Here is a 19,837-nt window from a genome sequence, read left to right on the forward strand (position 1 = left end):
AGCAACGGATGACAGAACGGCGACGGCGGAACTCACGTTCCGCCGTCGCCGTTCCCCCTGGCAGTACCGTTACGGCACCACCACGGCGCGGCCGCGTAGCGAGCCTTCGTGCATGCGTTCGTAGGCCTTGAAGCCCTGGTCCAGCGGGAAGGTCTCGGTCTCCACGTGGATCTTGCCGCGGCGGGCCAGGTCAACGACTTCGGCCAGCTCCTGGCGGTAGCCCCAGTACGGCGCACGCACCACGGTTTCGTACGGCAGGGTGAAGATTCCCACCGGAAGGGCTCCGTTGCCCACGCCGACGATCACGATCTCCGATTCCGTGTGCACGCACTTTCCGGCCGTCTCCACGGTCGGCTGGATGCCCACAAAGTCGAACACGACGTCGGCCATTGCGCCGCCGGTGATCTTGCGGATCTCCTCGGGGGCGTTCTCGTCCGAGAGGGCCGTGTAGTCCGCCCCCATCTCGCGGGCGAAGGCGAGCTTCTCCTCGTTGACGTCCAGCGTGATGACGGACGCGCCGGTCATGACCTTGAGCAGCTGAATCGCCATGTGCCCCAGGCCGCCCGCGCCGATGGTGACCACCCACGAAGCCCCGGACAGGCGCGGCATGACGGCCTTGATCGCGTGGTACGGGGTGAGACCGGCGTCGGTGAGCGCCACGGCGGCCACGGGGTCCAGGTCACCGATCGGGACCAGGTGCCGCGGCGACTTCACGATCATGTACTCCGCCATGGACCCCGGGCTGCCGAGCCCCGGGGGCGCGATGCCGAGTTCCGCCGCGTGCGGGCAGTACTGCTCGTGGCCCTCCTGGCACTTCTTGCACGTGCCGCAGCCCCAGGGGCCGTAGACGGCGACGGCGTCGCCCACCTTCACGCCGGTGGCACCCTCGCCGAGCGCCTCAACGCCCCCCACACCCTCGTGGCCGAGGGTGAGCGGCAGGCCGTAGATGTACTGGTCTTCCGGCAGGGACATGATGAATTCGTCCGAGTGGCAGGCACCCGCGGCGGTGACCTTGAGCAGGACCTCACCCGGTGCGGGCGTGGGCTTGTCGATCTCCACCACCTGCGGAGGTTTGCCGATCTCCAGGTACTGCAGGGCGCGCATCTCGTCCTCCTTGACGGTTCACTCGATGGTGATTCCAGGATATTCCTGGGGCCGTCCGGCGCGGTTTAGATGCGGCAATCTGACGGCCCCGATGGCAACCGCTCAGGTCAGCAGCGCGTCATACCCCTGCCGGTAGGTCGGGTAGCGGAGAGTGCCCACGAGTTCCTGCATCCGGGTGCTGTCCAGGGCCTTGCCTTGCGGTCCTCCGGGTTTGTCCGGCGGGACGGGGACGTTGAGCTTCTTGGCGACATAGGCGGCCACCTCGCCCATGGGTGCGGGTTCGGTGTCCACGGCGTGCAGCAACGACGGCGGCCGGTCGGCTTCCAGAACTCGCTCCAGAACCGTCACCAGGTCGTCCCGGTGGATGCGGTTGGTGATCTTGCGGTGGTTCATGGGCTCACCGTTGCGCACCCGGCCGATGAACGATCCGCGGCCGGGCCCGTAGATCCCGGCCGGGCGGACGATGCTCAGGTTGGGGAACAGGTCCTTGGCAATGTGTTCAGCTTCCAGGAGGACCTGGGCGGTGGGCCTTTCGGGGCTGGGTACCGCGTCTTCCGTGAGGGTCTGTCCGTCCGGGTCACCGAGTACTGCGGTGCTCGAGACCAGGAGCACACGCTGCGGGTCACTGCCGCCTCTATCCAGGGCGCTGCGCAGGCCGTGAAGTGCGCCGATGTACGTACGGCGGTATTCATCGACCTCCCGGACCCCCGCCGTTAACGTGATGACGACGGCGTCCGCGGGCGGGAGTGCTTGATCCCCTGGTTCGGTGAGATCCATGGCGATAGGCGTCATGGATTGCGGGAGCTTGTCCGCGGAGCGGCGGATACCGGTGGCGGTCCAGCCCTTCCGGGCCATCCGGAGGCCAAGTTCTGTGCCGAGGTCGCCGCAGCCGGCGAGTAAAAGGTGATGGTGGGTCATGGCGTCCTGAAACAAGAATCTAGTGACGAGTAGCAGTCTTCAAAACTTTAAGAACCTCCAACGCCATTCGTCGATTCATTATGCATTGTCAATTGTAGATATTTTTCGATCTCATATTGATTTCTTGCAATTCTTCTATCTACCGCCCTTGCCCTATCCATCACCCTGCTCCGAGCGTTAGATTCACCCCGCTGGTGAACCAGCGAAACTATCGGGGCCGTGGCCACCTGAACTCCAAGAAGCGCCGCCCAATACCACCCAAGAACAAATACATAGTAAACTAGAATCACAACCAGGATAGTACCTAAACAAACAAGTAGCACCATACTCATGGAGTCATCAACGAATCTACTAGCTTTTGTGCGACTCGTTGGCAATCCAATCGTATTAAGATATCGCGACGCTCCCGCCCAAATCAAGAACAGTAACTCAAAGAGTCCAACAAGTACGATTTTTGGCACAAGATTTCCGCCCGGTGTGAATATGGGAACGATAGGAATACCGACATAAATTAAGAAAAGTGCAATTGACGCGCCCCTGTGGAGAATTACCCTGGACAGCCACCGGCGCCACCGCGTAGGAGGGTCCCATCGCGCCACGAACGCCTGCCTGCTCTCCCGCAGGCGTTGGCGCGCCAATTCCCACTCACGCCAATCAGCAGCTACGCCCGCCGCCGCAGTTCCCCTCATCTGCATAAGCACGATAGCAACCCAGAGTATAAACATGAAAGTCATAGTGGGAAAGATCCCACTTTCATGGGCCCTAGAGTGCAGAGCGCTAAGTATGGAATAGTGAGCCTCCAAAACAAGACAATATCCAGATATGAACGACAAGGCCAGACCTAAGTTGGCCTGAAGTAGGTGCAAGGCCCAGCGGTTTCCCTCCTGCCAAGGATCGTAATTGAAGTACCTTGATTCTTGGAGTGACGTCACAACGACAAGCGAGACTTGAATTCCGAGTGCAGACAGGAGTATCGATATAGCACCTGAGGTTTCTAGGGGTGAATAGATTATCAATCTATACATTGAGATAGTTTCAAAGTTTGACCACCCTTGCCAACTCGATGCCCCACCTGCGATATACGCCGCCACTCCATGAACAATCAGACAGATCAATAGAACGCCGACGCCGTACCCAATTGAGCGGGTTCCACCTAGAGTTTCACCTTGCTCATCATTAAGCGACTTTATTGCTTCCTGAATTTCTCGACGCTCCCAGGGCGGTGGAGTGTCAGTATCATCCCGTCTACCGGGCGTGGCCAGCAGGTGCCGTTCAATCCCGGCTGAAATCCCACGTTCGTACTTTGGGCGATCATCGCTTCTTGATTGCCTATTCACCATTTAAAATCATCCCTAACCCGCAGTCCCCCGCTCGCGTAGGGTGTCGTACAGCCCAAAGTCCATGAGCATGTCCACGAGCCGTCGGGAGTCCATCTTGCGGAAGTAGTCCACCAGCTCCGCGCTGGCTTCCTCTTGGCGCCACACTGCGTCCTCAGCCATGCGGATCACGGTCGGTGAGTAGCGGAACTCCACGGAGCTGTTGTGCTTGGCCTGGAGCGCCAACTGCTCCTCGCCTGCCATCTCGCCAATCAGCTGCCCAATGCCGTCGATCTTGTACTGGTCATCCACCGCCAGGTCACCCAGATACTTGTTGACCTTCTCGATCACGTCGGCGAAGCCAGCGCGTTGCGCTTCATGAGACCGCTTCATCCCGGCCTCCGTGAGACCCACCAGGCCAGCCGCACCATCGGAGACCAGCTGCATCTCGTGCTGCTCCAGAGACTTGGTCAGGCGGTAGTGCGTCAGCACTACGTCAGAGACGTCCACGTTGGGTGCTTCGGCGTCGTCGTCACGGAAGTCGCGGAGCTTACGGGCCAGGAGGTCCGCAAAGACTGACAGCTTCAGGAAACGCGGATCACCAAAGTGGAGGATCTGGGAGAAGAAGGCGTAGGCCTTCACGTAGTCGCGCAGGTTGCCACGGAACTCGTCGAGGACCTCCAGATCAGCGGCATCGGATGCGTAGACGGCCTCCTTCCAGCGGTACCCAAACCGCTCCACAGCAGGCTCCAAGAACCCCGACAGTCGCGTATTGCGCCCACTGGTCGAGTTCCACTCACGCCACACCGAGTCCACCTCAGCCTCCGTGAAGATGTTCTGAGCCAGCAACTTGTCCATCAGACGCATCACCAGGTCAGGGTCGGACTCCTTCTCCACCCTGGCATCCTCGTAGTACTCCTGGAACGCGGCTTCAATTTGTTCGGCGTCGTTCACAAAGTCCAGGACGTAGGTGTCCGTCTTGCCCTGCTTCACGCGATTCAATCGGGACAACGTCTGGACCGCGGAGATCCCGGACAGCTTCTTGTCCACGTACATCGCCACCAGGAGGGGCTGGTCGAACCCGGTTTGGAACTTATTGGCCACCACCAGGATGTTCTGATCGTCCTGGCCAAAGACCTTGGCCAGATCGCGCCCATGCAAGTCCGGATTCATGGAGGCTTCCGTGACCTTGGGGACCTCACCGCCAGGTAGGGCCTCAATATCCGGGTCCGGAACCTCGCCGGAAAAGGCCACCAACGTCTTGAGCGGGTAGTTCCCCTCCTCAATGGCCTTCTCAAACGCCCGCTGATACTTGATGGCCTGAGCCCGCGACGAGGTCACCACCATCGCCTTCGCCTGCCCACCCAAGTGCTGCTGGACGGTCCCCCGGTAGTGATCCAGAATCACCGATACCTTGGTCGACACGTTGGTCGGGTGCAGCTCCACAAAGTTGATGAGCGTGCGCGTGCCCTTGCGGATGTCGACCTCAACCTCGGCCCCGCCGTCGTCGACCTTCTGGCCGATGCGTGCCGCCATGTCGTAGGTCGTGTAATTACGCAGCACATCCAGGATGAAGCCTTCCTCAATGGCCTGCTTCATCGGGTACAGGTCGAACGGCTCCGGCTGCCCGCTGGCACCCGGCCGACCGAACAGCTGCAACGTCTTCTCCTTGGGCGTCGCCGTGAACGCCAAGAAGCTGATGCGTCCGTCCTCGTCCACGGTGGAGGCCATTTCGTTCAGCGCATCCTGATCCTCGTCCGGCGTTAGGTCCTCCGCCTCCACCGACGACGCGGGCTCAGCCAGGTACAACAACTTCTTCAACGCCTTAGAGGACTCACCTGACTGGGATGAATGCGCCTCATCGGCAATCACCGCAAAGCGCTTGCCCGCCAACTCACCGTTAGATTCGCGCATCTTCTCCAGCGCGTATGGGAACGTCTGCAGCGTGACACCGATGATCGGCACACCGCTGGCCAAAGCGTCCGTGAGTTGCTGTGCCTTGGATCCCTCACCACCGCGGGTGATTGCATGGAACGTCCCCGTGCGAGTCACCAGCTGGTCCACTGCGTCCTGCAACTGCTGATCCAGCACCTGCCGGTCAGCAATGACCACCACGGTGTCAAAGACCTTCTGGCCGTCCTCCATGTGGAGTGACGCCAGGCGGTGAGCAATCCACGCAATCGAATCCGTCTTCCCCGACCCCGCCGAGTGCTGGATCAAGTACTTGTTGCCCGGCCCGTTCTCGCGTGCATCCGCCGTCATGCGGTTGACCACACGCCACTGGTGATAGCGCGGGAACCGAGTGGAAGCCGTGGTCTTGTCCCGCCCGGTGGTGGGGTCCACCTTCTTCTCGTGCTTGACGTAGACGAACTTGGTCAGCACCGTCAGCCAGGCATCCCGGTCCAGGAGGTCTTCCCAAAAGTACGACGACGCCGTCCCGCCCTCCACCGGCGGATTTCCCTTCCCGTTCTCATGCCCCTTGTTGAAAGGAAGGAAAAACGTACTCTCTCCTGCCAACTTGGTGGTCATGGCCACCTCTTGGTTGCTCACCGCAAAGTGGACCAACGCACCACGGAATTCCGTGAGCAGAGGTTCACCCTTGGGCACTCGGTCCCGGCGGTACTGCCGCTTGGCATCCTCCAGTCCCTGAGTGAAATCGGTCTTGAGTTCCACAGTGGCCATCGGAAGCCCGTTGAGGAACAGCACCAGATCGATCCGGTCGGCCTTCTTGGTGGAATAGACCACCTCCTGCACCACACGCAGGCGGTTCTTTCTGTACTTCACGACAACGTTCGGATTCAGCCCATCCTGGGGCGGAAACCCCGCCATGTCGAAGGGACGTCGGGCACCCGGAACGCTGAAGCCCTTCCGGAGCATGTTGAGGGTGCCGCCCCCGTCTGATTCGCGGGCAGACAGACGAGACACCACCCGGTCCAGGATTCGACGCCGCCCCTTGTCCTGCTGCGCTTCCGTGCCTTGGGGTGGGACGATCCGCGCGTAATCCTCCGGTGAAGAATCTTCCAACCAGCCCAGAAGGTCCTCCGGGTAGAGGGCACGTTCCTTGTCGTACCCCTGCGAGTTCGGCGAATGCAGCCACCCGTGCTGCTCCAAGTACTCGGCAATCTCGTGCTGGAAGGACTTCTCCTGGTGGACGGCGCTCATGATGACGTGTGCACTCCTTGGGCGATGTCGTCTTCCAACTGCTCAGCGGCAGGCTTCCGCTTGGCTGTCACATCAATCTGGCCCGTCACGGCGGCCGAGATCAACGCCGCGCGTCGTTCCTTGGCGAGGGCGACCACATTTCGACTGAAGTTTCTCAGCTCGCTGCTGTCGTCCAGCTGACCTCGAACTTGCTCCAGACGAAGGCGCTGCTCCACATAAGGAACCCAGGGGATGGGAACCGCCGCGAGTTTTTCTGCAGTCAGATGAGGAATTGTCGCCTGGTTCGTCATGATGGCGAGATCACCCCGTTCGAGCAGACCCCGCAGAATTAGATGAATAAACCACGGCTCCATCTCCGCTTGGTTCATTCGAATTCGATTTATGGAGTTTTGGAAACCCCATCCATTCATGTCACTCTCGATGACTGCACTGCGGCCGAACCCGGCACCACCCTCGACCACAACGACATCCCCCCGGGAGATACTCAGCAAGGATGCCTCGGACGGCGAGAATGGCATTTTCTTCACATCATCTTCAAAAACCAGCAGACCGCCAGGTTGAACGTGCGCTGCCCGCAGGTATGGCATCAACAAAGAGTCTGCCCCCAGTTGCTGCGTCCAGTCACCTGTAGGAATCATTTTCCCGAGAGTTACTGAAGCCAATCTCCTCAATGGAATAGTACGTTCAGCACAGTGTCCGAGCCGCGAGATTACAGCCTGATCTCGTTCAACTGTAAGTTCTTGAAATCTCACCTGATCCCGCACAAGGGCGTCAATCTCGGCGGTTTCATGGTCGAGGAAGTCCGCGATCGCTCGCTGCTCAGCAGCATTTGGCACAGGCAGGCGTATGGACTTCATTTCAGACCATCTTGTTGACCAGAGATCGGCAACTATTCCTGATCCATAGCGGTAGAACTCCTCCTGAAACGGAACACTACGCATGACATGATGCGCATACCGCGCGTCGATGCTCCTGGGCATCAGAACGGTGCTGATAACGGAGACGGACCCGCGTCGCGGCGCGACACCCGCAGACCCCTTACGATCAGATCGACTATTGATCACAATATCGCCAGGTTTGACGAGTTTCTTAGGCGCACCATCCACAGATAGAGCAACTTGATCAAGTTGCTCTACAACTCCCGCCTTGGTTACGGACAAAGGCGCGTCCAGCAAGCTAGTCGTTGACGTATTCCTCAACTCGAATAACTGACCGATTCGCTCAAATGCCCAACCTTGGGGCAAGGAATCAGGCCATGCACTCCCAATTTTCACCAGCATCACGCCTTCACCTGCCCCAGGCGGGCGCGGATGCGGCCGAGGACTTCGTCAAGGTCGCGGTCGATCTCTTCCAGCGGGCGAGGTGGGACGTATTTGTAGAAGTGCCGGGTGAAGGGGATCTCGGCGCCTTCCTTGGTCTTGGATTCGTCGATCCAGGCATCGGGCACGAAAGGCTTGACCTCACGTTCCAGGTATTCGTGGATGTCCTGGTCCCACGGCACGTTCTCCGTATCCCGCAGGGCGGTGTTCGGTTCGGGTTTGCCGGCTTTGGTGACGGGTTCGCCGTCGTCGTCGTGTTCGCCAAGCTCGGAGACCAAGGCATGGACCAAGGCCGACTTCAGCGCCAGGTTCTGCTCATTGAGGACGTTCATCAACTCGGCTTGGAACCGCTGGCGGTTGGTGGAGACCAGGCCGTCGTCGTTCTTGGCGGAGGTGAGGGCGGTGCGGAGGCGGGAGCGGTCGTCGTCGTTGAGCTTGGTGACTGCCTTGAGCGCAAGGGCGCGCTCCACGCGTTCCGGGGTGAATGCGTAGTTGAGCTTGAGTGGGCGCTCGACGGTGATGGTGCGGTAGAAGAATTCCTCGACGGTAAAGATCTTGGAGTGCTCGGAATCGGCAGTGTCGAAGTCGTGGAAGACGTTGGCGATCCGCTTGATGTCCTGCGGCCCCAGCTCCTTGCGTTTGGAGCCCACGGACTTGCGCATCTTGCGGAACATCTGGGTGGCGTCGATCAGCTGGACCTTACGTTTACGTTCCGGGTCCTTCTGCTTGTTGAGCACCCAGATGTAGGTGCTGATGCCGGTGTTGTAGAACATGTCCGTGGGCAGGCCGATGATGGCCTCCAAGTAATCGTTATCCAGCACCCACTTGCGGATATTGGACTCACCGGAGCCGGCACCGCCGGTGAACAGCGGGGAGCCGTTGAGAACGATCGCGCCGCGCCCCGCCTTCTGGTCACCCTTGGGGTCCTGCAGCTTGGAGATCAGGTGCATCAGGAACAGCAGTGAGCCATCTGAGACGCGGGGAAGACCTGGGCCGAAGCGGCCCGCGTGGCCCATGACCTGGTGTTCACGGTCCACGGAGACCTTCTCCTTCTTCCAATCCACACCGAACGGCGGGTTGGAGAGACCGTAGTGGAACTGGCGGTCATCAAAGGCGGGGTTGGTCAGCGTGTTTCCGTGGACGATGTTCTCAATCGGCTGGCCCTTGACCACCATGTCCGCCTTGCAGATGGCATAGGAGGCGGCATTGATCTCTTGACCAAGGAGTTCGACGGCGGCGTGCTCGTTGTAGGCCGTGATCTTGTCGGCGGCGGTGGACAGCATGCCGCCGGTACCTGCGGTGGGGTCGTAGACCGAGCGGGTGATGCCGGGGGTGGAGAGGTCCTCTTCATTGGTGAGAAGGAGAGTGACCATTAGGTCCACCACCTCGCGCGGAGTGAAGTGCTCACCGGCCGTTTCGTTAGAGGCTTCCGCGAACTTGCGGATCAGCTCTTCAAAGATGTGGCCCATCTGTTCATTGGAGACGTTGTCCGGGTGGAGGTTGGCCTTGGCGAAATGCTGAAGGATCTGAAGAAGGAGATCGTTGGCGCCGAGCAGCGCCACGGTTTCCTCGAACTTGTACTTGTCGAAGATCTCACGGACGTTGGGCGAGAAGGCCAGCACGTAGTCCCGGAGATTCTGCTCCAGGTTGTCCGGATCCCCCTGCAGGGTCTTGAGGCTGTGCTGGGAGACGTTGAAGAAGTCGTACTCATGGCCCGAGCGGGCGCGCAGCATCGGGGCGCTCGGCACGGAATCACCAGGGCTCTTGGCGATGGCCTGAAGGACCGCGTCCTTGGTGGGTGCCAACACGGCGTCCAGGCGAGCGAGCACCGTGAACGGGAGGATGATGTCCCCGTACTCGTGCTGCTTGTAGGTGCCGCGGAGCAGATCGGCGGCGGACCAGATGAAGGATGCGTGGTTGAACACGGTGGGGGTGCCTGCCTTGGGTTGAGTGCTGCGGCAAGCGCTGCTTGCGCGCTGTCCGGAGGCTGTTGAGTGGGCTGCAGTCGTGCGGTTCATCGTAAGCAGACAGTGGTGCGCTGGAGTGCCAGTTCCCGAGTAGAGGCCAAACCTGTCGGCCCTATCTCGAGCTGGAGTCCGTACACCACAACGTCTGATCCTCCCACCCATCTGGGAATCCCATCTCGGCCTCAGTTCGCCCAGGGATACTCCGGAGGTCTTGGCGAATCAGACTGGAGACCTTGACTGACCACTTGGACCCCGGCGACAGCACGCGTAACGCAAACGCGATCATGCATAGTGCTCCGTAGAGACGTTCGCTCTGCCCGTCTGGGAGAGTTTCCAGTCCCGGTAGGGGTTGGAAAGCCGCCGTGCTGGCCGGAGGGAATGTTTGATTCCACAGGCGTCCATGATGGGCCGCTGTATTTCTCACCACGGTCAACTGCTCGAGCCATCGAGCAAACGGGTGGGCCTTGAGCGCCTTAGAGCGCTGCCGCTTGCTCAGCGTGGACGGATCCAACCGGATACCAAGAGCCTCCGCTACTGCGTACTGGCCAGCGGTTGGCATGGCATCGTACAACTTGGAGACATCGGCAAAGTCCAACACCTCCACAAGGACCCATATGGGGACCTTTCCGCCGTACTCCTGCTCGTGGTGCTTGACGAACTCCGAATGCCGTCGTGCCCGCCTGAGCCGCCGCTCCGCAGTCTGCAACCACGTTGCGTGATCAAAACTCGGCCGGAATAATGCGGAGTTTTCATGTGCCAGCGGGTCCCGTCTGCCCAGATGGTGACTCACGGTGCTGCGTGTAGCCACCTCCAACCGTTCCAACCCATCCAAGACCAGGGAGCGGAGCTTCCGATCGAACTCGTACAGGGCTGTGACCGAATCAAAAGACGTTCCAGACTCGAACGTGTCGCTTCGACGCGAAGTATCACTACGAGTTCCTGGGAGTAGCCGCCTATAGGGGTAGTAGTACCCGCTCAGGCGGTAGTAGTTCACTGCCGTGAGCCAACGCTGCGCATCGGAATGCACAGGCACGGACATCCCCCGGAATCGAAGCTTGTTGATCTGCTCGTCGATCTCCAGGAAGTCCTTGATGGGCTTTGGCATAGTCCAACGATGCCACAAAGAGATCCAGCCCACACCGGATGAATCCGGGCGGGCTGAACGATTGGCTTGACACTAGCATGCCTACGGCGCGCGTAGGCAACATTGCGTGACGTATCACCCCAGGCCGTCGGCCGACCATCACTCAACTTGGGTAACGGACGATCAACACATCCCCCAGGACCACAGCAAGACCCCAGCAGCAGTCACACATGCCCCCTAAGCCCGCCCACCCTGCGACAGCCCAGGATCCTCGTCCATCGGCACGAACACGCAGAATGGATGCCCCGACGGGTCCGCGTAGATGTAGATCTGTTCGTCCGGTTCATCGGTCTCAGTCGCCAACACTTCGGCGCCCAAGCCCACGGCTCTCTGGTGGAAGGCCTCAAGCTCCTCGCCGGATGACACCACAAAGTCCAAATGCACCTGCTGAGGTCGCTTCGGATCGGGCCACTGCGCACGTTCCAGGTGATCCACGCATTCGAAGGAGACTCGCACGCCGGAGGGTCCTTGGAGCGTGCACCAGTTTTCCGCGTCGGCCGTGGTCAGGTCCGTGACGTACTCCCACCCGAACAGCTGGTGGTAGAACTCCGCGAGCCCCAGAGCATCCTCGGTGTCCAGAACAACAGCTCGCAATTGCGGTTGGACCGGTGCGCCCATGGCTCCTCCTCAGGTCATCGTCACGTCAGGCTACACACCTGCAAACCAACGAGAACCCCTCGCGCCCTCCCCGGCACCACCCATACAGTAAGCAGCATGACTAATACTGACGATCAGCAGTCCACCACCGATCCCGCCGAGGTCAAGAAGGTTCACGACCTCATGGAAAGCACCGACATCGCCATGCTGACCACCGCGGACTCCGCGTCCGGTGACGGCCGCCTGGTCAGCCGCCCGCTCTCCACGCAGGTGGCCGAGGACGGTGACGTCCTCTTCCTGGTCCGCTCCTCCAGCTCCGTGGCGGCGGACGTCCGCGCCAACCCCAACGTGAACGTCGCCTACGCGTCCAACAAGGCGTGGGTTTCGCTCTCCGGGGCAGCCACCGTGGTGCACGACCGGGACCTGGTCGCGACCCTCTGGTCCAAGGGCGCAGGCATGTTCATGGAGGGTGGCCCGGAGAATCAGGACAACGTGGTCCTCAAGGTCAACGGGGACACCGCCACGTACTGGGGCGGCAAGTCCCTGGCCGGGACCGCGGTGAAGACCATCAGCGCCCTCCGCAACAAGAACGACGATGGCGACCAGGGCGGCCCCACCACTGTCGACCTTCCCTGACACCACGCCCGATCAGTTGGAAGTCCCCGCGCGTGAACGGTGCGCGCGGGGACTCCTGCGTTCCACTGCATCGCCGACACTCACCCGACCAGACTGCAACACCCGACACCCGTACCCCAGCAGGACCCCCGGACGCAGGTCACCCAGCAGGGACGCGTCCTGCGAACCGGTCACCAGGTCGTGGTTGACGATCACGCACCGCTCGAGTTCCCGCTCCACTTCCAACAGCACATCCCCCAGAGACAGCTGCGCGCCAGGAGCCAGCCTCAATAGATCCGCCCGGTCATCCACCACCACGTTGGCGCGGTACCGCCCCACGTCGCCGGGAAGCCCGTCCAGTTCCGAACGCAACAGCACGCTCACCGGGGAGGACCACAGGAAGCTGCCCGGCCCGGGAGCCTGGGCCAGATACAAACGCTGACCGGCAGCTTCGGAAATCCGGTCCGCCAACCGACCGCCGAACACGCGAGCACGCACCGGCCGCGAGTAGTAGCGAACAGTCTGCGACTCACCATCGAACAGCGCGTCGCCCTCCGTGGGCAGATCGACCGCCGAAGCAGACAGCCCCACCATCTCCGGAAAGTCCGTGGCCTTGATGCACCGCAGATCAGGGGTGACCGGGGACCAGTGGCGGTCACCGACCACGCCGTCGTGCGTGACCTGCACGGTGTCAGCCAGAGTCCAGGACAGGCCCTTGACCAGGGCGAACCCCAGCTGCTCGACCCGCGGCGTCATTCGGGCCTGGGGAGCGTCACGGTCTCCCCGTACGTCACGTAGCGGGATCCGCTCAGGCGACCCAGCGGATCCACGACGTCCTCACGCGGCCGGTCGCCATCCAGCGCAGCCTCGTCCACGACGGCGGCCACCACCCGCCCCATCACCACGAATGAGTTGCCCACGGGAATCACGTCGTGCACCACGCACTCCAACGCGGCCGGGGCCTCGGCAACTCGGGGCGGGCGAACGTGCACAGAGGGCTCGGGTGTGAGTCCCGCCAGGTCGAACTCGTCGACGTCGGGACCCACCGTGGTCGCCGTCGTGTTCATCTCTTCCAACAGCGAGCGCGAGGCGAGGTTGACCACGAACTCGCCCGTGGCCTCCACGTTCCGCAGCGAATCCTTGCGGCCCACGGAGGTGAACTGCACCACCGGGGGATCGGCAGAGGCCACGGTGAAGAAGGAATGCGGCGCCAGATTCAGAACCCCGCGCTCATCCAGCGTGCTGACCCAGGCGATCGGCCGCGGGATGACCAGCCCGGTCAGCAACCGATAGGGCGCCCGGCCTTCCAGCTCGGACATGGTGAAGGTGCGGTAGGCCATGCGGCGAGTGTATCGACGGGACCTCCACCTGGCCTTCGGCCGCGAGTCAGGCACCCTTCGACGGCGCCGCGATCAGCTCGTCGCGCATGTCGTCCACCGTCCCTCGGATGGCGTCCAGCACCGCGTGAACCGCAGGGCGGCGCATCAAGTCCGGGCGGGACACCACCCAGTAGGAAACGGGGAAGGTCAGGTCGTCCGGGAACAGGCGGACCAGTCCCCCGGCACGTTCGGCCATGTAGCAGGGCAGCAGACCGATCCCGGCACCGGCCCGCGTGAGTTCCACGTGAACCATGGACGACGTCGCACCCACCGACTGCCGCATCCGCGGAAGGTGGCGCACGGGGTTGGTGAGCTCGGGGACGTCCTGCATCGACTCCACGAAGTACACCAGCGGGTGCTCCTGGACCTGCTCCGGTTCCGTGACGGCCTGGTGCGTCCCCAGGTACGACGGCGCCGCGTACAGGCCCAGGGAGTAGGCGGCCAGGTGGAATGCCTCGTTCCTGGAGACCTCCGGGCGGCCCACCACCACCTCGAAATCAATGCCCACCAGGTTGGCCCGGGCGCGCCTGGCCGCGTTGATCATCTCCAGCCGCACCAACGGGTGGGTCTCACCCAGACGCCGCATGGCCTCGCCGATGACCAGGCCTCCGAATCCTTCGGGCACCAGAGCACGGACCACGCCGCGAACCGATCCACCCTGGCCACCCACGCCCGACGTCAGGGATCCCAGGGTGTGTTCGATGTCCTCCGCCGCGGCGATGAACTCGCGGCCGAGTTCGGTGGGCTCCCACACGCCACCGGCGCGCACGAGCAACCGGGCGCCGGCGGATTTCTCCACGGCGGCGATCCTGCGGGAAACGGTCGTGTGGCTCAGGCCGAGAGAGGCACCGGCACCGGCGTAGGACCCGTGGCGCACCACGGAGAGGAGCAGCAGGAGGTTGTCGACGTCGTGCCCCATGCAGCTCTCGGCCCCTTCGTCCGCGTACCCGATTCAGATCGGATGTGCATTTTTGCACAGGGCCAGCCAGGTTCTGGTCATTGAAGCACTCTCTTGCGGACAGTACGTTGGTGCCACTGCGGCGTGATCGCGGTCACAATTCAGGACGAACAGGAGACGCCCATGAGCACTGCGGACCCGGCAACCCCCGCAGCTGAACTCGACCCGAACGACACCCCGGAGAACCGGGGCGGCCTCAAGAAGGTCGTGGCCGCCTCCATGGCGGGCACGGTGGTCGAGTGGTACGAGTTCTTCCTGTTCGCCACCGCCTCCACGTTGGTGTTCGGCCCGCTGTTCTTCGTGGACACCGGCAACCCGCTGGACGGGATCATCAAGGCGTTCCTGATCTACGCCGTCGGGTTCATCGCCCGCCCCCTGGGCGGCATCGTCTTTGGACACTTCGGTGACAAGTACGGCCGCAAGCACCTCCTCCAGGTGGCGATCATCCTGGTCGGCGCAGCCACCTTCCTCATGGGCTGCCTGCCCACGTTCCACCAGGTGGGCTACTGGGCACCCACGCTTCTGGTCATCCTGCGCTTCGCGCAAGGCTTCGCCGTCGGCGGCGAGTGGGGTGGGGCCATCCTCCTGGTGGCCGAGCACTCTCCCGACAAGGAACGCGGATTCTGGGCGAGCTGGCCCCAGGCCGCGGTTCCGCTGGGCAACCTGCTGGCCACCATCGTGCTGCTGATCCTGTCCCGCACGCTCTCCGACGACCAGTTCCTGGCCTGGGGCTGGCGCGTTGGTTTCTGGCTCTCCGTGATCATCGTGGCCGTGGGCTACTACATCCGCACCCACGTCTCCGACGCGGCCATCTTCAAGGAGACCCAGAAGGAAGTCATCGAGGCCAAGGGCGCCGCCTACGGCGTTGCCGAGGTGTTCCGCCGCTATCCCCGCGGCGTATTCGGCGCCATGGGCCTGCGTTTCGCCGAGAACATCCTGTACTACGTCGTGGTCACGTTCTCGATCACGTACCTGTCCACGCAGCTGAAGATGGACACCTCCAACATCCTGTTGCTCCTGCTGATCGCGCACGTGGTCCACGTGATCCTGGTGCCGCTGATGGGTCGCCTGACCGACCAATTGGGCCGCCGCCCCGTCTACGCGGCCGGCGCTGTCCTGGGCATCGTGTGGGCCTTCATCGCCTTCCCGATGTTCAACACGCAGAACGAATTGATCATCCTTGCCGCCGTCGTTCTGGGGCTTGTCATCCACGCGTTCATGTACGCGGGTCAGCCGGCGATCATGGCCGAGATGTTCCCCACCCGCATGCGCTACTCCGGAGTTTCGCTGGGTTACCAGGTCACCTCGATCATCGCGGGTTCGCTGGCACCCATCATCGCGACCACCCTGCTGCGCCAGTTCGGCACCTGGGTCCCGATCTCCATCTACATTTCCGTGGCCTGCCTGATCACGCTGATCGCCGTCGTCACCTTGCGGGAGACCAAGGGGATTTCCCTGCAGTCGATCGACGCCGAGGACCGACGACGCCTCGACGCGGAGCGCACGGCCGGCGCCTGACCCGGACCCGACAGAACCCGACGACCCCTGGAAACAGTCGAAAGGACATCGATCATGAGCACCATCACCTGGATCGGCCTGGGCCACATGGGCGGCCCCATGTCCGCGAACCTGGTCAAGGCGGGCCACAAGGTCCGCGGTTTCGACCTCAGTCAGGAAGCCATGGCAGCCGCTCAGGCTCTGGGCGTCCAGACCTGCAGCTCGATGGCTGAAGCCCTGCAAGGGGCCGAGGTCGTCTTCACCATGCTCCCCAAGGGTGAACATTCCAGGGCCGTCTACCTCGGTGACCAGGGCGTCCTGAACCTCGCGCCCAAGGACGCCCTGCTGATCGACAGCTCAACCATCGACGTCGAAACGGCGGTGGCCCTGCACGAGAAGGCAGCCGAGGCGGGGTTCGACTTCCTGGACGCACCGGTGTCCGGCGGGATCAGCGGTGCTGCGGCCGCCACGTTGACGTTCATGGTGGGTGGTGCCGAGGACGTCGTCGAGAAGGCCAAGGAGTACATCGAGCCCATGGCGGGGCGGATCGTGCACACCGGGGAGGCGGGCACCGGTCAGGCCGCCAAGATCGTGAACAACATGATGCTGTTCATCAGCCTGGAGGCCTGCGCGGAAGGGTCCGTGCTGGCCGACCGGCTGGGCCTGGACCCGAAGGTGTTCTGGGACATCGCCTCCGTGTCCTCCGGCAATTCGTGGGCGCTCCAGACCTGGTACCCCTCCCCCGGGCTCATCGACTCGGCAGCGGCCAACAACAACTTCCAGGCCACCTTCTCGGCGGTCCTTGCAGCAAAGGACGCAGGTCTGGCATTGGCGGCCGGTGAACAGACCGGCGTCAATCTGCCCGCCGCGGAGATCGCCGCACAACGGTTCCAGCAACTGATCGACGAGGGCTACGGCAACCTGGACTGCAGCCTGATCGCCAAGTACGCGGCCCCCGACGGGAAGATCCGCGGATGGGACCCAGAGGTCACCGGTCGAACAGAATGACCTGGCGAACCGCCCGACCGTCCGCGAGTTGATCGAGTGAGCTGTTGATCTCCGACAGGGTGATGTGCCCGGAAATGAGTTCCTCGACCGGCAGCTTTCCGTCGCGCCACAGCTGGGCGTAGATCGGGATGTCCCGCGACGGCACGGCGGAACCGAGGTAGGACCCCACGATCGTGCGGGCCTCCGCAGTCAGGACCAGCGGTGAGATGGTCGACAGCGCCTCGGGCGAGGGAAGCCCCACGGTCACCGTGGTGCCGCCGACGTCGGTCGCGGCCACGGCCGTCTCGAAGGCCTTCGGGTGCCCCGCGGCCTCGATGACCACGGGTGCCTTGACACCCTGTTCGGCCAGATCGGCGGGCGTGAACGTCGCGTCGGCGCCCAGTTCCTGGGCGCGAGCCAGTTTGTCCGGGTTCGCGTCGACGCCGATCACCTTCCCCTTGCCGAGCGAGATGGCGGTGAGCAGAGCCGCCATGCCCACTCCACCCAGACCCACGACCATCACGGTGTCCCCGTCTGCCGGCTGCCCGGCGTTGAGGACGGCACCTCCCCCGGTGAGGACCGCGCAGCCCAGAACGGCGGCGATCTCCGCCGGAACGTCCGCATCCACCGGGACGACGGACCGCCGGTTCACCACGGCGTGGGTCGCGAAACCGGACACACCCAGGTGGTGGTGTACGTCGTGTCCCGCACGGTGCAGTCGCCGGTGGCCGCCGAACAAGACGCCGTCGTTGTTGGCCGCCGTTCCCGGAATGCAGGGGAGTTTGCCGTCGGTGAGGCAGTTCCTGCACTCGCCGCAGCGCGGGAGGAAGACGGTGGTGACCTGCTGACCAACCTCCAGATCGGTCACGTTCGACCCCACCCGTTCCACGACGCCGGACGCCTCGTGGCCCAAGAGCATGGGAGTGGGACGTTCTCGGTTGCCGTCCACCACGGAAAGATCGGAATGGCACAGACCCGCGGCCCGGATCCGAATCAGGACCTCGTCAGGGCCCGGGTCGTCCAGGTCCAACTCCACGATCTTCAGTGGTTCCGAGGTGGCGTACGGACGTTCCAGGCCGATCTCCTCGAGCACGGCTCCGGTGATCTTCATGCTGACTCCTGTCCCTAGTTCCCCAGGGCGTCTGTCCTGTGGGGCCCTGTTGCGGTCGTCGTCGGGGGTTGCTCAGGAGGCGGTCCAGCCGCCGTCCATGGTGTAGGCGGCGCCCGTGACCATGCCCGCCGATGGCCCCGCCAGGAAGGCAATGAGTTCGCCGACCTCCTCGGGCTCCACCAGGCGCTTGACGGCGGATTCGGTGAGCATGATCTTCTCGATCACCTCATCTTCCGGAATTCCGTGCGTGGCGGCTTGATCCTTGATCTGCCGGTCGACCAAAGGCGTTCGCACGTAGCTGGGATTCACACAGTTGCTGGTCACCCCGTGCGGCGCCCCCTCCAACGCCACTGTCTTGGACAGGCCTTCCAACCCGTGTTTGGCGGCCACGTAGGCCGATTTGAAGGCCGATGCGCGGAGGCCGTGGATGGAGGACACGTTGATCACACGGCCCCACCCCTGTTCGTACATGTGCGGCAACGCAGCACGGATCAGGAGGAAGGGGGACTCCAGCATGAGCATCAGGATCCGGTGGAAGTCCGCCGGGTCGAAATCCTGGATGGGGGCCACCTTCTGGATACCGGCGTTGTTGACCAGGATGTCCACGTCCAGGCTCAGGTCCGCGAGCGCTGAGGTCTCCGTGAGGTCAACGGCCCAGGACTCGCCGCCGACCTCTTGCGCCACACTCTCGGCTGCTTCAGGGTCGATGTCCGCCACGATCACGTGGGCCCCGCGCTGGGCCAGTGTGTGAACCGCCGCGGCACCGATACCGCTCGCGCCACCGGTGACAAGCGCCCGCTTGTCCTTGAGAGTGTGTTCTGACATGCCACGGCTCCTGGGTCATGAGTGATGTACGTCTCACACAGTATGCGGGTCATAGGTGATGCGCAGGGACGCGGCTGAGGGGCGTGCGGCGAACGAACGCAGGGGTTGGCGCCTGGCTGGACGAACCGTGGATACTCACACCATGCTCCGTTCACCCATGGTCCAGATACCGGCCGGATCGCTGACCATGGCGGACGCCCGCAACCAACAGAAGTCGACCGTTGAGTTGCACCCGTTCAGCATCGCATCCACCCCGGTGACCGTTGCCCAGTTCGAGGGCCACTCGGAGTCAACGCGCCAGGACGAACAGCCAGCTACAGGCGTGACCTGGTACGACGCCCTGACATGGTGCAACCGACGTTCCCTCGAAGAGGGCTTGAGTCCTGCCTATGACTTCACCAATGATTGGGCCTGGTGGGACACCACCTCCCCGGGTTACAGGCTCCCTACCGAAGCCGAATGGGAGTACGCCTGCCGAGCAGGCACCACGGGTCCGACCTACGGACCGTTGCAGGACATCGCCTGGACAGCTCTCGACGACCTGGCGGGCCCACAGGCGGTGGGGCTCAAACAGCCGAACGCTTTCGGGCTGCACGACACCCTGGGCAATGTGTGGGAGTGGTGCTGGGACCTGGCCGACCCGGCTCGATACGGTCGCTACCGCACGATTCGAGGTGGCGGCTGGGCCGATCCGCACTGGAGTTGCCGCGCCTCGGTTCGTCGCTCCACCGCTCCCGATGCGGTGATCGAGGACATCGGCTTTCGCCCGGCCAGAGGGGCCGCTCCGTTGTCCGACTCCAGGACCGCTGCCTTCCAGGGCTGGTCCGACGACGCCGACAGGGTGCGTGCCCGCGTCAAGGGGTTCATCCCCTTCGGATGGACACCCCTGTCCGATTTTCCGACCTGACCGATCAGGAAGCCCGCCGTCGGCTTGGGTT

General features: G+C 62.9%; 15 protein-coding genes. 4 read left to right on the forward strand and 11 right to left on the reverse strand.

Annotated features, from left to right (window positions below; translation table 11 throughout):
* Positions 1 to 69: 69 nt before the first annotated feature.
* From GWK18_RS04430 to GWK18_RS04460, 6 genes are all read right to left on the reverse strand, one after another.
* Positions 70 to 1,104, reverse strand: a complete 1,035-nt coding sequence (locus tag GWK18_RS04430) for an NAD(P)-dependent alcohol dehydrogenase (protein ID WP_166833461.1) — start codon at positions 1,102 to 1,104, stop codon at positions 70 to 72.
* A 102-nt stretch (positions 1,105 to 1,206) separates the two neighbouring features.
* Positions 1,207 to 2,022 carry an NAD-dependent dehydratase gene (locus GWK18_RS04435; RefSeq protein ID WP_166833463.1) on the reverse strand — a complete coding sequence of 272 codons (816 nt, stop codon included), beginning with the start codon at positions 2,020 to 2,022 and terminating at the stop codon, positions 1,207 to 1,209.
* A 1,352-nt stretch (positions 2,023 to 3,374) separates the two neighbouring features.
* The gene (locus tag GWK18_RS04440) at positions 3,375 to 6,500 is read right to left on the reverse strand and encodes a type I restriction endonuclease (protein ID WP_166833465.1); all 3,126 of its coding nucleotides are present in this window, start codon (positions 6,498 to 6,500) and stop codon (positions 3,375 to 3,377) included.
* Positions 6,497 to 7,783 (reverse strand): hypothetical protein, encoded by a 1,287-nt coding sequence (locus GWK18_RS04445; protein ID WP_166833467.1) that lies wholly within the window; start codon positions 7,781 to 7,783, stop codon positions 6,497 to 6,499. Before GWK18_RS04445 ends, GWK18_RS04440 begins: the two co-directional genes overlap by 4 nt.
* Positions 7,780 to 9,837: a class I SAM-dependent DNA methyltransferase gene (locus GWK18_RS04450; protein ID WP_166833469.1), complete on the reverse strand. Its 2,058-nt coding sequence runs from the start codon at positions 9,835 to 9,837 to the stop codon at positions 7,780 to 7,782. The genes GWK18_RS04445 and GWK18_RS04450 overlap by 4 nt, the downstream gene beginning before the upstream one ends.
* Before the next feature lie 1,270 nt (positions 9,838 to 11,107).
* Positions 11,108 to 11,548 (reverse strand): VOC family protein, encoded by a 441-nt coding sequence (locus GWK18_RS04460; RefSeq protein WP_166833473.1) that lies wholly within the window; start codon positions 11,546 to 11,548, stop codon positions 11,108 to 11,110.
* A 96-nt stretch (positions 11,549 to 11,644) separates the two neighbouring features.
* Here GWK18_RS04460 and GWK18_RS04465 point away from each other — a divergent pair, with 96 nt between their 5' ends.
* A complete protein-coding gene (locus GWK18_RS04465) occupies positions 11,645 to 12,163 on the forward strand; it encodes a pyridoxamine 5'-phosphate oxidase family protein (protein ID WP_166833475.1) in 519 nt (172 codons plus the stop codon).
* A gap of 12 nt (positions 12,164 to 12,175) precedes the next feature.
* Here the strand turns inward: GWK18_RS04465 and GWK18_RS04470 are convergent, their stop codons facing one another.
* Genes GWK18_RS04470 through GWK18_RS04480 form a run of 3 tightly spaced genes read right to left on the reverse strand, consistent with a single transcriptional unit; the run spans position 12,176 to position 14,440 of the window.
* Positions 12,176 to 12,898: an MOSC domain-containing protein gene (locus tag GWK18_RS04470; RefSeq protein WP_166833477.1), complete on the reverse strand. Its 723-nt coding sequence runs from the start codon at positions 12,896 to 12,898 to the stop codon at positions 12,176 to 12,178.
* On the reverse strand, positions 12,895 to 13,482 hold the full coding sequence (locus tag GWK18_RS04475; protein ID WP_166833480.1) for a flavin reductase family protein: 588 nt from the start codon (positions 13,480 to 13,482) through the stop codon (positions 12,895 to 12,897). Before GWK18_RS04475 ends, GWK18_RS04470 begins: the two co-directional genes overlap by 4 nt.
* Before the next feature lie 46 nt (positions 13,483 to 13,528).
* Entirely contained in the window at positions 13,529 to 14,440 is a 912-nt protein-coding gene (locus GWK18_RS04480; RefSeq protein WP_166833482.1) for a LysR family transcriptional regulator, read from the reverse strand.
* Positions 14,441 to 14,602: 162 nt separating this feature from the next.
* Here GWK18_RS04480 and GWK18_RS04485 point away from each other — a divergent pair, with 162 nt between their 5' ends.
* Complete coding sequence (locus tag GWK18_RS04485) at positions 14,603 to 15,997, forward strand: MFS transporter (RefSeq protein ID WP_166833484.1); 1,395 nt, start codon at positions 14,603 to 14,605, stop codon at positions 15,995 to 15,997.
* Positions 15,998 to 16,051: 54 nt separating this feature from the next.
* The gene (mmsB, locus tag GWK18_RS04490) at positions 16,052 to 16,984 is read left to right on the forward strand and encodes a 3-hydroxyisobutyrate dehydrogenase (protein WP_166833486.1); all 933 of its coding nucleotides are present in this window, start codon (positions 16,052 to 16,054) and stop codon (positions 16,982 to 16,984) included.
* On the opposite strand, the gene GWK18_RS04495 is transcribed toward mmsB, so the two are convergent.
* Together GWK18_RS04495 and GWK18_RS04500 are read right to left on the reverse strand one after the other, a co-directional pair.
* Positions 16,965 to 18,074 (reverse strand): alcohol dehydrogenase catalytic domain-containing protein, encoded by a 1,110-nt coding sequence (locus GWK18_RS04495; protein WP_166833488.1) that lies wholly within the window; start codon positions 18,072 to 18,074, stop codon positions 16,965 to 16,967. The two genes, mmsB and GWK18_RS04495, sit on opposite strands and share 20 nt — an antisense overlap.
* 72 nt (positions 18,075 to 18,146) lie before the next feature.
* Positions 18,147 to 18,899, reverse strand: coding sequence for a 3-hydroxybutyrate dehydrogenase (locus GWK18_RS04500; RefSeq protein ID WP_166833490.1), 753 nt, complete (start codon positions 18,897 to 18,899; stop codon positions 18,147 to 18,149).
* 142 nt (positions 18,900 to 19,041) lie between these two features.
* On the opposite strand from GWK18_RS04500, the gene GWK18_RS04505 reads away from it, so the two are divergent.
* Positions 19,042 to 19,806: an SUMF1/EgtB/PvdO family nonheme iron enzyme gene (locus GWK18_RS04505; protein ID WP_245192849.1), complete on the forward strand. Its 765-nt coding sequence runs from the start codon at positions 19,042 to 19,044 to the stop codon at positions 19,804 to 19,806.
* Positions 19,807 to 19,837: the final 31 nt, after the last annotated feature.

It is taken from the genome of Kocuria sp. JC486, assembly GCF_011602805.1.
GTDB lineage: Bacteria > Actinomycetota > Actinomycetes > Actinomycetales > Micrococcaceae > Kocuria > Kocuria soli.

Coding starts and splice junctions, on each gene's coding strand:
- GWK18_RS04435 (WP_166833463.1), bottom strand. CDS start 2,022: ATGACCCACCATCACCTTTTACTCGCCGGCTGCGGCGACCTCGGCACA.
- GWK18_RS04475 (WP_166833480.1), bottom strand. CDS start 13,482: ATGGCCTACCGCACCTTCACCATGTCCGAGCTGGAAGGCCGGGCGCCC.
- GWK18_RS04460 (WP_166833473.1), bottom strand. CDS start 11,548: ATGGGCGCACCGGTCCAACCGCAATTGCGAGCTGTTGTTCTGGACACC.
- GWK18_RS04500 (WP_166833490.1), bottom strand. CDS start 18,899: ATGTCAGAACACACTCTCAAGGACAAGCGGGCGCTTGTCACCGGTGGC.
- GWK18_RS04505 (WP_245192849.1), top strand. CDS start 19,042: ATGCTCCGTTCACCCATGGTCCAGATACCGGCCGGATCGCTGACCATG.
- GWK18_RS04470 (WP_166833477.1), bottom strand. CDS start 12,898: ATGACGCCGCGGGTCGAGCAGCTGGGGTTCGCCCTGGTCAAGGGCCTG.
- GWK18_RS04485 (WP_166833484.1), top strand. CDS start 14,603: ATGAGCACTGCGGACCCGGCAACCCCCGCAGCTGAACTCGACCCGAAC.
- GWK18_RS04480 (WP_166833482.1), bottom strand. CDS start 14,440: ATGGGGCACGACGTCGACAACCTCCTGCTGCTCCTCTCCGTGGTGCGC.
- GWK18_RS04465 (WP_166833475.1), top strand. CDS start 11,645: ATGACTAATACTGACGATCAGCAGTCCACCACCGATCCCGCCGAGGTC.
- mmsB (WP_166833486.1), top strand. CDS start 16,052: ATGAGCACCATCACCTGGATCGGCCTGGGCCACATGGGCGGCCCCATG.
- GWK18_RS04450 (WP_166833469.1), bottom strand. CDS start 9,837: ATGAACCGCACGACTGCAGCCCACTCAACAGCCTCCGGACAGCGCGCA.
- GWK18_RS04440 (WP_166833465.1), bottom strand. CDS start 6,500: ATGAGCGCCGTCCACCAGGAGAAGTCCTTCCAGCACGAGATTGCCGAG.
- GWK18_RS04430 (WP_166833461.1), bottom strand. CDS start 1,104: ATGCGCGCCCTGCAGTACCTGGAGATCGGCAAACCTCCGCAGGTGGTG.
- GWK18_RS04495 (WP_166833488.1), bottom strand. CDS start 18,074: ATGAAGATCACCGGAGCCGTGCTCGAGGAGATCGGCCTGGAACGTCCG.